The following is a 13,723-nucleotide window of genomic DNA, read 5'->3' on the forward strand; positions in this document are numbered from 1 at the left end:
ACACCTTGACCTTTGGCCCCATCCGCAGTAGATACCCCGCACTCGCAGCCGGCCCGTTGAGATGCGGATATCCGGCGCGGCTTTGAAATCCCCCGAACATCAGAGCCCGGTTTTCCGGCTCATCCTTCGAGACAGAGGGCTGGGCCACAGGCGGCTGTTCGGATCCCCGAAATCCTTATTGGCGTCTCAAACGATGGCAGTCAGCCCGTTCAAGTTCTTGCAGGAAGTGCGCTCGGAGACCGCCAAGGTCACCTGGCCGACCCGTCGTGAGACCACGATCACCACCATCATGGTGTTCGTGATGGTCGCCGTGGCCTCGGTCTTCTTCTTCGCCGCCGACCAGATCATCCGCTACCTCATCACCTTCCTTTTGGGCATTCACTGATGGCTACAGCAACGGCTCAACTGTCCGACAAGCGCTGGTACATCGTCCACGCCTATTCGAACTTCGAGAAGAAGGTCGCCGAATCGATCCGCGAGCAGGCCAAGCAGCGCGGGCTCGAGGATCTGTTCGAGTTGGTGCTGGTTCCGACCGAGAAGGTCACGGAAGTGCGCCGCGGCCGCAAGATCGACGCCGAGCGCAAGTTCTTCCCGGGCTACGTGCTGGTGAAGATGAAGCTGACCGACGAGGCGTTTCATCTGATCAAGAACACGCCGAAGGTCACGGGCTTCCTCGGCGCGGAAAACAAGCCGATGCCGATCTCGGAATCCGAGGCCATGCGCATCCTGCACCAGGTGCAGGAAGGCGTGGAACGGCCGAAGGCGTCGGTGTCGTTCGAGATCGGCGAGAACGTGCGCGTGGCCGACGGCCCGTTCGCCTCGTTCTCGGGTGTGGTCGAGGAAATCGACGAGGCGCGCTCGCGCGTGAAGGTCGCGGTGTCGATCTTCGGCCGCGCAACGCCGGTCGAACTGGAATTCGGTCAGGTCGAGAAGGTCTGACCGGGTAGCGCGGGAAGCCGATCAGGCTTTTCGCAAAGAGAGGCCGTGGGAGGGAGAGGGCGGTTGCCAGCCGCATCCGACCCAGACCACGAACCTGAAACCGCCGGCGTCAGTCGGCACAACAGGAGTGATACATGGCAAAGAAAGTGACCGGATACCTGAAGCTTCAGGTCCCGGCCGGTGCGGCGAATCCCTCGCCCCCGATCGGTCCCGCGCTCGGTCAGCGCGGTCTCAACATCATGGAGTTCTGCAAGGCGTTCAACGCCCAGACCCAGAAGGAAGAGAAGAACACCCCGATTCCCGTCGTGATCACGATCTACGCCGATCGTTCGTTCACGTTCGAGATGAAGACCCCCCCGATGTCCTTCTTCCTCAAGCAGGCCGCCAAGATCCAGTCCGGCTCGAAGGCGCCGGGCCGTGACAAGGCCGGCAAGGTGACCAAAGCGCAGGTGCGCGAGATCGCCGAGAAGAAGATGAAGGATCTCAATTGCGACACCATCGAATCGGCCATGAAGATGGTCGAGGGCTCCGCCCGTTCGATGGGTCTGGAAGTTGCGGGGTAAGCGGTCATGGCAATCGGAAAGCGTTTGAACAAAGCCCGCGAAGGTGTTGACCGCGAAAAGCTTTACCCGCTCGCGGACGCCATCAAGATGGTCAAGGAACGCGCCAAGGCGAAGTTCGACGAGACCATCGAGGTTGCGATCAATCTCGGCGTCGATCCGCGTCACGCCGACCAGATGGTCCGCGGCGTCGTGACCCTGCCGAACGGCACCGGCCGTACGCTCCGCGTCGGTGTGTTCGCCCGTGGCGCCAAGGCTGACGAGGCCAAGGCTGCCGGTGCCGATGTCGTCGGCGCCGAAGACCTGGTCGAGAAGGTGCAGAACGGCGCGATCGATTTCGACCGCTGTATCGCCACTCCCGACATGATGCCGCTGGTCGGCCGTCTCGGTAAGGTGCTCGGCCCGCGCGGCCTGATGCCGAACCCGAAGATCGGCACCGTGACCATGGACGTCACCGGTGCGGTGAAGGGTGCCAAGGGCGGCTCGGTCGAGTTCCGCGTCGAGAAGGCCGGCATCCTGCAGGCCGGCGTCGGCAAGGCCTCGTTCTCCGAGGAGAAGCTGGTCGAGAACATCAAGGCGCTGGCCGATGCTGTCGCCAAGGCGAAGCCGGCCGGTTCCAAGGGCACCTACATCCAGCGCGTTGCGGTGTCCTCGACCATGGGCCCCGGCGTGAAGGTCGAGCCGGGCACCATTCTCGGCTAAGTCTGGAAATTGCATGAGGCGAGGGGCGGAATTGGGCAACCGATTCCGCCCCTCGTCGTTTGTGGGGGCTCACCGGAAACAAGAACAATGGCTGACAAGGTCCTGGTCTATTCGCGCTTTCCCAAGTCGATGATGGCGCGCTTCGCCGAGCGGTTCGAGCTGCTCGACACCGGCGGCAAGCCCGCGCGCGAGGTGTTTTCGGCCGGCGAGCTTGGCGGCATTCGCGCGCTGCTCACTGCCGGCGGCTCGCCACTCGGTGCGGAGGTGATGGACCTGTTTCCAAAGCTCGGCGCCATCGTCTGCTACGGCACCGGCTATGACGGCGTCGACCTGAAGGCGGCCGCCGCGCGCAACATCGCGGTCGGCCACAGCCCCGGCGCCAATGCGGCTTCCGTCGCCGATATCGCGATGACCCTGATGCTGGCGACGACGCGTCGGATCCTGATTGCCGACCAATATGTCCGCAGTGGCGACTGGGCCGCATCAAAGCAGTCGCCGATGATGCGCCCGCAGGCCGGCATGCCCGGCCGCCGCATTGGGGTCTACGGCATGGGTGAGATCGGCCGCAAGATCGCGGCGCGCTGCGCCGCGTTCGAGAGCGAGGTCGGCTATTTCAGCCGCACCAGATACGATCTGCCTTATCAATATTTTCCGTCGCTGGAGGCGCTCGCCGACTGGTGCAGCGTGCTGATGGTCGCGGTCCGGGCCGGGGCCGACACCCAGCATGTGGTCAATGCCGACATCCTCGGGCGCCTCGGTGCGGACGGCTACGTCGTCAACATCTCCCGCGGCTCGGTCATCGACGAGAAGGCCTTGGTCGCGGCGCTGACCGAGAAGACCGTTGCCGGCGCCGGCCTCGACGTCTTTGAAAAGGAACCGCACGCTCCCGACGCGCTGACCGCGCTCCCCAACGTGGTGTTCGCGCCTCATATCGGCGGCCACACCCTCGAATCGCACGTTGCCATGCAAGGCTGTGTCCTGGCCAACCTCAGCGCGTTTTTCGAGGGCAAGCCGCTGCCGTACAGGGTCAAATCAGCCTGAATCGGCCCTTGTCGGGCCGGATCAAGCCGGGCCGGCATCGGATTGGAACTGGTGTGAATTTTGCTCTTGGCAAGCAGGCAGAGAGCGGTTAAAGAACCGCTTCCGGACGTGCCGGCCTTGGCTGGCGCGTTCGTGCACGCATTCCGAAAACCCGTCACACAGGAGATCATTCCTTTTCAGGACGTCCGTAAGGATTTGCCCGAAAAGGAAGGAAAATCCATCGGCCGGTTGGGATGCGGGCAGAGGTCAGGCGGTTCGCCGGCTGGCCTTGTCCTGTCCAAGACTGCAGGCGCCCGCGGGAAATTTCGATTTCTCAACGGCTTAATCGCATAGCCTGCATAGACGGGTGAAGACCGGATTTCACTTCGCATCTCACCTTAAGGTGGCTGCGGAAGGAGTTTGGTTCGGACCTCGACACGCCGTGGGCCTTAGCGGGTTCCCGGAGGGCAGGCTTTGAATTGTCGTCTTGCCCGGCGTGTCCGATGGGTTTTGGCCCTGAGGTTCAGGTTTGGGCGGGACGATGGGTGCAACCCGGCGGTCCCGCTTTCGCGATGACCGCCAACCGGAAAGAGCTTGCTGTGGAACGAGCGGCAAAAAAAGACGCGGTCGAACAGCTCAATGGGGTCTTCAAGACCACGAGCGTCGCGATCGTTGCTCAATATTCCGGCCTCACCGTCGCCCAGATGCAGAAGCTGCGCCAGCAGATGAAGCAGGCGGGTGCCTCGGTGAAGGTCTCGAAGAACCGTCTCGCCAAAATTGCTCTTGAAGGCACTGACGTCGTTGCCATCGGCCCCATGCTGAAGGGGCCGACCGTGATCGCCACTTCGAACGATCCGGTTGCGGCGCCAAAGGTCGCCATCGAATTCGCCAAGGCGAACGAAAAGTTCGTCATCATCGGCGGCTCGATGGGGAAGACCGTCCTGAATGTCGACGGCGTGAAGGCGCTTGCCTCGCTGCCGTCGCTTGACGAACTGCGCGGCAAAATCGTCGGCCTGCTTGTGGCTCCGGCGACCAAGCTGGCTCAGCTCGCCAACGCACCCGCGGGCAAGCTCGCGCGCGTCATCCAGGCTCATGCCTCAAAGGGCGAAGCGGCCTGACGCCCTTCGCAAAACTCAAACCGAACCAGACTTACACCTAAGGAAACTGAACAATGGCTGACTTGCAGAAGATCGTTGACGACCTCTCGAGCCTCACCGTGCTCGAGGCTGCCGAACTCGCGAAGCTCCTCGAAGAGAAGTGGGGCGTTTCGGCTGCCGCGGCTGTCGCCGTGGCCGGCCCGGCTGGTGGTGGCGCTGCCGCCGCTCCGGCTGAAGAGAAGACCGAGTTCACGGTCGTTCTCGCCTCCGCCGGCGAGAAGAAGATCGAGGTCATCAAGGAAGTCCGCGCCATCACCGGTCTCGGCCTCAAGGAAGCAAAGGACCTCGTCGAGGGTGCTCCGAAGCCGCTGAAGGAAGGCGTGAACAAGGAAGAAGCCGAGAAGATCAAGGCCCAGATCGAGAAGGCTGGCGCCAAGGTCGAGCTCAAGTAAGCAACGCTTACGGGCGGGGTCCCGGGCGGAAGCCCGGGACCTTGGTCCGCCTCAAAGGGCGGGCCGGATGCAAAAGGCGTGCGACGGATCGTCCCGACGCGGGCCAGACACGAAAAAGTGTGGGGATTTGAGGGTTTACCCCTCGAATCTGCACTATTGTCGTCCCATATCGGGTCGACAGCACGAAAGCGCGGTGGCAGGGAGGCCGGATTTCCCTGTAAGCCGTTGGGAGAGCAGGCTATTTCGGGCTTTTGCAGTCCGTGAAGACGATCGTTGTGACGGGCGGGCGCGCACCAGCGCCCCGCGCGTCGTTTTGCGTTTTGAAGGTCTGAAGAACGGATTCAGGACATTCCGGCCTGAACCTGAGTCTTCGGCCCCCAAAGCGGGTTCGACAAATTCAACCCGGAGAGCGGTGGCAGCCGCGTTCCGGACGGTTCGCCCAGAGCGGGCGGCGAAAATGAGAGGCCACGATGGCGCAGCAGACATTCACCGGTCGCAAACGCGTTCGCAAGTTCTTCGGACACATCAAGGAAGTCGCCGAGATGCCGAACCTCATCGAGGTTCAGAAGGCGTCCTATGACCAGTTCCTGATGGTCGACGAGCCCGCGGGCGGGCGCCTCGACGAGGGCCTGCAGGCCGTGTTCCGCTCCGTGTTCCCGATCTCCGACTTTTCGGGCACCTCGATGCTGGAATTCGTCCGCTACGAGTTCGAGCAGCCCAAATACGACGTCGATGAGTGCCGCCAGCGCGGCATGACCTTCGCGGCCCCTCTCAAGGTGACGCTGCGCCTCATCGTGTTCGATATCGATGAAGAAACCGGCGCGAAGTCGGTGAAGGACATCAAGGAGCAGGACGTCTACATGGGCGACATCCCGCTCATGACGATGAACGGCACCTTCATCGTGAACGGCACCGAGCGCGTCATCGTCTCGCAGATGCACCGTTCGCCGGGCGTGTTCTTCGACCACGACAAGGGCAAGACCCATTCGTCGGGCAAGCTGCTGTTCGCTGCCCGCGTCATCCCGTATCGCGGCTCCTGGCTCGACATCGAGTTCGACGCCAAGGACATCGTCTATGCGCGTATCGACCGTCGCCGCAAGATTCCGGTGACGTCGCTGATGTTCGCCCTCGGCCTCGACGGCGAGGCGATCCTGTCCACGTTCTACAAGAAGATCCTCTACAAGCGGACCAAGGAAGGCTGGCGCGTTCCGTTCGACGCCAACCGTTTCCGCGGCTACTCGACCATCAACGACCTGATCGACGCCGACACCGGCAAGGTCGTGCTCGAGGCCGGCAAGAAGCTCACCGTCCGCGCCGCCCGCCAGCTCCAGGAGAAGGGGCTCAAGGCGCTGCGCCTGTCGGATGAGGAGCTCGTCGGCAATTACCTCGCCGAGGACCTCGTCAACCCGAAGACCGGTGAGATCCACGCCGAAGCCGGTGAGGAAATCACCGACAAGTCGATGAAGGCCCTCAACGAGCACGGCTACAAGGAACTGCCGCTGCTCGACATCGACCACGTCAATGTCGGTGCCTACATCCGCAACACGCTCGCGGCCGACAAGAACATGACGCGTGAAGACGCGCTGTTCGACATCTACCGCGTGATGCGTCCGGGCGAGCCGCCGACGCTGGATTCGGCGCAGGCGATGTTCCAGTCGCTGTTCTTCGACGCCGAGCGTTACGACCTCTCTGCGGTCGGTCGCGTCAAGATGAACATGCGCCTCGATCTCGATGCGCCCGACACCCAGCGCACGCTGCGCAAGGAGGACATCCTCTGCGTCATCAAGACGCTGGTGGACCTGCGCGACGGCAAGGGCGAGATCGACGACATCGACCATCTCGGCAACCGCCGTGTGCGCTCGGTCGGCGAGCTCATGGAGAACCAGTACCGCATCGGCCTCCTGCGTATGGAGCGCGCGATCAAGGAGCGCATGTCCTCGGTCGACATCGACACGGTCATGCCGCAGGACCTGATCAACGCGAAGCCGGCGGCTGCCGCCGTGCGCGAGTTCTTCGGCTCCTCGCAGCTCTCGCAGTTCATGGACCAGACCAACCCGCTGTCGGAAATCACCCACAAGCGCCGCCTCTCGGCGCTTGGACCGGGCGGTCTGACCCGCGAGCGCGCCGGCTTCGAGGTGCGCGACGTGCATCCGACGCATTACGGCCGCATCTGCCCGATCGAGACGCCGGAAGGTCCGAACATCGGCCTGATCAACTCGCTCGCCACGTTCGCGCGCGTGAACAAGTACGGCTTCGTCGAGACGCCGTATCGCAAGGTCAAGGACGGTCGCGTCACCGACGAGGTCGTGTACCTCTCGGCGATGGAGGAAGGCCGTTATTCGGTCGCTCAGGCCAACGTGCCGGTCGATGCCAAGGGCCGCTTCACCGAGGACCTGGTGGTTTGCCGCGCGAGCGGCACCCGCGACGTCGTGCCGCTGACGCCCGACAAGGTCGACTACATGGACGTGTCGCCGAAGCAGCTCGTTTCGGTCGCAGCAGCGCTGATCCCGTTCCTGGAGAACGACGACGCCAACCGCGCGCTGATGGGCTCGAACATGCAGCGCCAGGCGGTGCCGCTGGTTCGCGCCGAGGCGCCGTTCGTCGGCACCGGCATGGAAGGCGTGGTTGCGCGTGACTCGGGTGCTGCGATCGCGGCGCGCCGTTCGGGCGTGATCGACCAGATCGACGCGACCCGCGTCGTTATCCGCGCCACGGAGGATCTCGATCCGACCAAGTCGGGCGTCGATATCTACCGTCTGATGAAGTACCAGCGTTCCAACCAGTCGACCTGCATCAATCAGCGTCCGCTGGTGAAGGTCGGCGACATCGTCAAGAAGGGCGACATCATCGCCGACGGTCCGTCGACCGATCTCGGCGAGCTCGCGCTCGGCCGGAACGTGCTCGTCGCGTTCATGCCGTGGAACGGCTACAACTTCGAAGATTCGATCCTGCTCTCCGAGCGGATCGTGAAGGAAGACGTCTTCACCTCGATCCACATCGAGGAGTTCGAGGTGATGGCCCGCGACACCAAGCTCGGGCCTGAGGAAATCACTCGCGACATTCCGAACGTCTCGGAAGAAGCGCTGAAGAACCTCGACGAAGCCGGTATCGTCTACATCGGTGCGGAAGTGCGCGCCGGCGACATCCTGGTCGGCAAGATCACGCCGAAGGGCGAAAGCCCGATGACGCCGGAAGAAAAGCTTCTGCGCGCCATCTTCGGCGAAAAGGCGTCCGACGTTCGCGACACCTCGCTGCGCGTTCCCCCGGGCGTGCAGGGCACGATCGTGGAAGTCCGCGTGTTCAACCGTCACGGCGTCGACAAGGACGAGCGTGCGCTGGCGATCGAGCGGGAAGAGATCGAGCGTCTGGCCAAGGACCGCGACGACGAGCAGGCGATCCTGGACCGCAACGTCTACAACCGTCTTGCCGAGCTCCTCGAGGGGCGGCAGGGCATTGCCGGTCCCAAGGGCTTCAAGAAGGACACCAAGATCACCCGTGCGGTGCTCGAGGAGTACCCGAAGTCGCAGTGGTGGCTGTTCGCTTCGCCGAACGACAAGCTGATGGCCGAGATCGAGGCCATGCGGAAGCAGTACGACGAGTCGAAGAAGGGGCTCGAGCAGCGCTTCCTCGACAAGGTCGAGAAGCTCCAGCGCGGCGACGAATTGCCGCCCGGTGTGATGAAGATGGTCAAGGTCTTCGTCGCGGTGAAGCGCAAGATCCAGCCCGGCGACAAGATGGCCGGCCGCCACGGCAACAAGGGCGTGGTGTCGAAGATCGTGCCGATCGAGGACATGCCGTTCCTCGAAGACGGCACGCATGCCGACATCGTGCTCAATCCGCTGGGCGTGCCCTCGCGCATGAACGTCGGACAGATCCTCGAGACCCATCTCGGCTGGGCTTGCGCCGGCCTCGGCAAGCGTATCGGCCAGACGGTCGATGCCTATCTGTCGAAGCAGGACATCAAGCCGCTGAAGGATACCTTGAAGAAGGTCTACGGCGAGGACGAGACCATCAAGACGCTCAACGACAACGAGCTGCTTGAACTCGGCCACAATCTGAGCCGCGGCGTGCCGATCGCGACGCCGGTGTTCGACGGTGCCAAGGAAACCGACATCGAGGAGATGCTGAAGCTCGCGGGTCTCGACGCTTCGGGCCAGTCGACCGTCTATGACGGCCGCACCGGCGATGCGTTCGATCGCAAGGTGACGGTGGGCTACATCTACATGCTCAAGCTGCACCATCTCGTGGACGACAAGATCCACGCGCGTTCGATCGGTCCGTACTCGCTCGTCACCCAGCAGCCGCTGGGCGGCAAGGCGCAGTTCGGCGGCCAACGCTTCGGCGAAATGGAGGTGTGGGCGCTCGAAGCTTACGGCGCGGCCTACACGCTGCAGGAAATGCTGACCGTGAAGTCGGACGACGTCGCCGGCCGTACCAAGGTGTACGAGGCGATCGTGCGTGGCGACGACACCTTCGAGGCCGGTATCCCGGAATCGTTCAACGTGCTGGTCAAGGAAATGCGCTCGCTCGGCCTCAACGTCGACCTGCACAATTCCAAGATGGGTCCGGCGCCGACGTCGGAAGCGGCCGAGTAACACGACCTTTCATGCCCGGCCTTCGCGGCCGGGCATTGGCGCCCCTCCCGATGCCTTGAGGGCAGGGCGCCCCGCTTAAGTGATTTTCGAATTTGCGGCCGGAGGCGACCGGTACGCGAGGAGAAGACGATGAACCAAGAAATTATGAATCTCTTTAACCCGACGACGCCGGCTCAGGTCTTCGACCAGATCCGCATCTCGATCGCGTCCCCGGAGAAGATTCTGTCCTGGTCCTACGGCGAGATCAAGAAGCCGGAGACCATCAACTACCGTACCTTCAAGCCCGAGCGCGACGGCCTGTTCTGCGCCCGCATCTTCGGGCCGATCAAGGATTACGAGTGCTTGTGCGGCAAGTACAAGCGCATGAAGTACAAGGGCATCATCTGCGAGAAGTGCTCGGTCGAGGTCACGCTGTCGCGCGTCCGGCGCGAGCGCATGGGCCATATCGAGCTCGCAGCTCCCGTCGCCCACATCTGGTTCCTGAAGTCGCTGCCGTCGCGCATCGGCCTCCTGCTCGACATGACGCTGAAGGATCTCGAGCGGATCCTCTACTTCGAATACTACGTCGTGCTTGAGCCGGGCCTCACCGCGCTGAAGGACCGTCAGCTGCTGTCGGAAGACGAGTATCTGAAGGCGCAGGACGAGTACGGCCAGGATTCCTTCACCGCCATGATCGGCGCCGAGGCGATCCGCGAGCTGCTCAAGGGCATGGACCTCGAGAAGCTCGAGCTCAGCTTGCGCGCGGAGATGCAGGAGACCGACTCCGACATCAAGCACAAGAAGCTCGCCAAGCGCCTGAAGATCGTCGAGGCCTTCCGCCACTCCGGCAACAAGCCGGAATGGATGATCCTGACTGTCGTTCCCGTGATCCCGCCGGACCTGCGTCCGCTGGTGCCGCTGGACGGCGGCCGCTTTGCGACCTCCGACCTCAACGACCTGTATCGCCGCGTCATCAACCGCAACAACCGCTTGAAGCGGCTGATGGAGCTGCGCGCGCCCGACATCATCATCCGCAACGAGAAGCGCATGCTTCAGGAAGCGGTCGATGCGCTGTTCGACAACGGCCGCCGCGGCCGCGTCATCACGGGTGCCAACAAGCGCCCGCTGAAGTCGCTCGCCGACATGCTCAAGGGCAAGCAGGGCCGTTTCCGCCAGAACCTGCTCGGCAAGCGCGTCGACTATTCGGGCCGTTCGGTGATCGTGGTCGGTCCCGAGCTGCGCCTGCATCAGTGCGGCCTGCCGAAGAAGATGGCGCTCGAGCTGTTCAAGCCGTTCATCTATTCGCGGCTTGACGCCAAGGGCCTGTCCACCACCGTGAAGCAGGCCAAGAAGCTGGTCGAGAAGGAGCGGCCCGAGGTCTGGGACATCCTGGACGAGGTGATCCGCGAGCATCCCGTGCTGCTCAACCGCGCGCCGACGCTGCATCGTCTGGGCATCCAGGCGTTCGAGCCGGTGCTGATCGAGGGCAAGGCGATCCAGCTTCACCCGCTGGTCTGCTCGGCGTTCAACGCCGACTTCGACGGCGACCAGATGGCCGTGCACGTTCCGCTGTCGCTCGAAGCGCAGCTGGAAGCGCGCGTCTTGATGATGTCGACCAACAACATCCTGCATCCGGCGAACGGCCAGCCGATCATCGTGCCGTCGCAGGACATCGTGCTCGGTCTCTACTACGTCTCGATCATGCGCGAAGGCCTGCCCGGCGAGGGCAAGCTGTTCGGCGACATGGCCGAGCTCGAGCATGCCCTGCACGCGAAGGTCATCCACCTCCACACCAAGATCAAGTACCGGTGGGAAGGCATGGACGAGACCGGCAAGGTCTCCAAGCGCTGGATCGAGACCACCGCGGGCCGCGTCATGCTCGGCAATCTGCTGCCGAAGAACCCGCGTATCTCGTACGAGATCATCAACAAGCTGATGACCAAGCGCGAGATCTCGGGCGTCATCGACCAGGTCTACCGTCACTGCGGCCAGAAGGAGACTGTGATCTTCTGCGACCGCATCATGGCGCTCGGCTTCTACAATGCGTTCAAGGCCGGCATCTCGTTCGGCAAGGACGACATGGTCGTGCCGCACGGCAAGTGGAAGATCGTCGACACCACCCGTACGCTGGCGAAGGATTTCGAGCAGCAGTACAACGACGGTCTGATCACCCATGGCGAGAAGTACAACAAGGTCGTCGACGCCTGGTCGAAGGCCACGGAAGAAATCGCCAAGGCGATGATGAAGGAGATCTCCGCCACCAAGAAGACGGCGAGCGGAGCCGACGCCGACATCAACTCAATCTACATGATGGCCCACTCCGGTGCCCGCGGTTCGCCGGCCCAGATGCGCCAGCTCGCCGGCATGCGCGGCCTGATGGCCAAGCCGTCGGGTGAGATCATCGAGACGCCGATCATCTCGAACTTCAAGGAAGGCCTCTCGGTTCTCGAGTACTTCAACTCGACCCACGGCGCCCGTAAGGGCCTCGCGGACACCGCGTTGAAGACCGCGAACTCGGGTTACCTGACCCGCCGTCTGGTCGACGTCGCGCAGGACTGCATCATCACGCAGTCCGACTGCGGCACCAAGCTCGGCATCAAGATGCGCGCCATCGTCGATGCCGGCACGGTGGTCGCTTCGCTCGGTTCGCGCATCCTCGGACGCACGGCCTGCGAAGACATCCGTGACAGCTCGGGCAAGGTGATCATCAAGCGCGACACGCTGATGGAAGAGAGCCATCTGGAGGCCATCCAGCAGGGTGGTGTTCAGGAGGTGAAGATCCGCTCGGCGCTGACCTGCGAACTCGTCAACGGCATCTGCGGCAAGTGCTACGGCCGCGACCTCGCCCGCGGTACGCCGGTCAACCACGGCGAAGCCGTCGGCGTCATCGCGGCGCAGTCGATCGGTGAGCCGGGCACCCAGCTCACCATGCGCACCTTCCACATCGGTGGTGCGGCGCAGCTCAACGAGCAGTCTTTCGTCGAAGCCAATTTCGACGGCAAGATCGTGATCCGGAACAAGGCCATCGCCCGCAACAGCGAAGGTCATCTGATCGCGATGGTGCGCAACATGGTGGTGGCGGTGGTCGATGCCGACGGCACCGAGCGTGCGACGCACCGCGTCCAGTACGGCTCGCGCCTGCACGTCGACGAAGGCGATATGGTCAAGCGTGGCCAGCGCATCGTCGAGTGGGACCCGTACACCCGTCCGCTTCTCACCGAAGTGGAAGGCACCATCGGCTTCGAGGACCTGGTCGAAGGACAGTCGATCTCGGAAACGCTGGACGAGGCCACCGGTATCGCCAAGCGCGTGGTCATCGACTGGCGCTCGACCCGCGGCGGCTCGGACCTGCGTCCGGCCATCGTGGTCAAGGGCAAGGACGGCAAGGTGCTCAAGCTCGCCCGTGGTGGCGACGCCCGCTACATGCTGTCGGTCGACGCCATTCTCTCGGTCGACGTCGGAGCCAAGGTCAACCCGGGTGACATCCTCGCCCGTGTCTCGACCGAAAGCGCCAAGACGCGTGACATCACCGGCGGTCTGCCGCGGGTGGCGGAACTGTTCGAGGCACGGCGTCCGAAGGATGCGGCGATCATCGCCGAAATCGCGGGCACCATCCGGTTCGGGCGCGACTACAAGAACAAGCGTCGCATCTCGATCGAGCCGATGGACAAGACCGACGAGCCGCGCGAGTACCTGATCCCGAAGGGCAAGCACATCCACCTTCAGGACGGCGACGTCGTCGAAAAGGGCGACTTCATCGTGGAAGGCAATCCGGCGCCGCACGACATCCTTGCGGTCAAGGGTATCGAAGAGCTCGCGGCCTATCTGGTCAACGAAATCCAGGAGGTCTACCGGCTCCAGGGCGTGCTCATCAACGACAAGCACATCGAGGTGATTGTCCGTCAGATGCTCCAGAAGGTGGAAATCACCGACCAGGGCGACACGGACATGATCTCCGGTGAGCAGGTCGACAAGATCGAGTTCGACGCGCTGAACGAGAAGGCCAAGGAAGAGGGCAAGAAGCCCGCCACAGGTACGCCGGTTCTGCTCGGCATCACCAAGGCGAGCCTGCAGACCCGCTCCTTCTTCTCGGCGGCCTCGTTCCAGGAGACCACCCGCGTCCTCACGGAAGCGGCGGTCAACGGCAAGATCGATCCGCTCGAAGGCCTCAAGGAGAACGTCATCGTCGGCCGGCTGATCCCGGCAGGCACCGGCGCCTCCATGGCCAAGATCCGCGAAGTCGCGATGAAGCGCGACAAGCTGATTCTCGACGAGCGCGAGAAGCAGGCGTCGGTCGTGCCGCCGGCGCCCGAGGCGGAGCCGATGGCTCTGCCGCCTGCGGAATGATGGTTCATCCGTAGGAATACCGAGGACAATGA

9 protein-coding genes are annotated in these 13,723 nt (G+C 63.2%); all 9 read left to right on the plus strand.

All coding sequences use genetic code 11. The features are described from left to right. The first annotated feature begins 193 nt into the window (after positions 1–193). The 9 genes from secE to rpoC all read left to right on the plus strand — a co-directional run bounded on the left by secE (position 194) and on the right by rpoC (position 13,691). The gene (gene secE, locus XH89_RS15825) at positions 194–385 is read left to right on the plus strand and encodes a preprotein translocase subunit SecE (protein ID WP_027564420.1); all 192 of its coding nucleotides are present in this window, start codon (positions 194–196) and stop codon (positions 383–385) included. Then, positions 385–939, plus strand: coding sequence for a transcription termination/antitermination protein NusG (gene nusG, locus XH89_RS15830; protein ID WP_194467922.1), 555 nt, complete (start codon positions 385–387; stop codon positions 937–939). The genes secE and nusG overlap by 1 nt, the downstream gene beginning before the upstream one ends. Positions 940–1,073: 134 nt before the next feature. Next, positions 1,074–1,502 carry a 50S ribosomal protein L11 gene (rplK, locus tag XH89_RS15835; protein ID WP_008136439.1) on the plus strand — a complete coding sequence of 143 codons (429 nt, stop codon included), beginning with the start codon at positions 1,074–1,076 and terminating at the stop codon, positions 1,500–1,502. Between the two features lie 6 nt (positions 1,503–1,508). Further along, entirely contained in the window at positions 1,509–2,201 is a 693-nt protein-coding gene (rplA, locus tag XH89_RS15840; protein WP_128951210.1) for a 50S ribosomal protein L1, read from the plus strand. Between the two features lie 87 nt (positions 2,202–2,288). Then, the gene (locus tag XH89_RS15845) at positions 2,289–3,242 is read left to right on the plus strand and encodes a 2-hydroxyacid dehydrogenase (protein WP_194467923.1); all 954 of its coding nucleotides are present in this window, start codon (positions 2,289–2,291) and stop codon (positions 3,240–3,242) included. A 578-nt stretch (positions 3,243–3,820) separates the two neighbouring features. Further along, positions 3,821–4,339: a 50S ribosomal protein L10 gene (rplJ, locus tag XH89_RS15850; RefSeq protein ID WP_194467924.1), complete on the plus strand. Its 519-nt coding sequence runs from the start codon at positions 3,821–3,823 to the stop codon at positions 4,337–4,339. A 53-nt stretch (positions 4,340–4,392) separates the two neighbouring features. Further along, positions 4,393–4,770, plus strand: a complete 378-nt coding sequence (gene rplL / locus XH89_RS15855) for a 50S ribosomal protein L7/L12 (RefSeq protein WP_018647233.1) — start codon at positions 4,393–4,395, stop codon at positions 4,768–4,770. 470 nt (positions 4,771–5,240) lie between these two features. Next, a complete protein-coding gene (gene rpoB / locus XH89_RS15860) occupies positions 5,241–9,365 on the plus strand; it encodes a DNA-directed RNA polymerase subunit beta (protein WP_194467925.1) in 4,125 nt (1,374 codons plus the stop codon). Positions 9,366–9,494: 129 nt separating this feature from the next. Continuing rightward, on the plus strand, positions 9,495–13,691 hold the full coding sequence (gene rpoC / locus XH89_RS15865; RefSeq protein WP_194467926.1) for a DNA-directed RNA polymerase subunit beta': 4,197 nt from the start codon (positions 9,495–9,497) through the stop codon (positions 13,689–13,691). Positions 13,692–13,723: the final 32 nt, after the last annotated feature.

The organism is Bradyrhizobium sp. CCBAU 53340, assembly GCF_015291645.1.
Classification (GTDB): domain Bacteria; phylum Pseudomonadota; class Alphaproteobacteria; order Rhizobiales; family Xanthobacteraceae; genus Bradyrhizobium.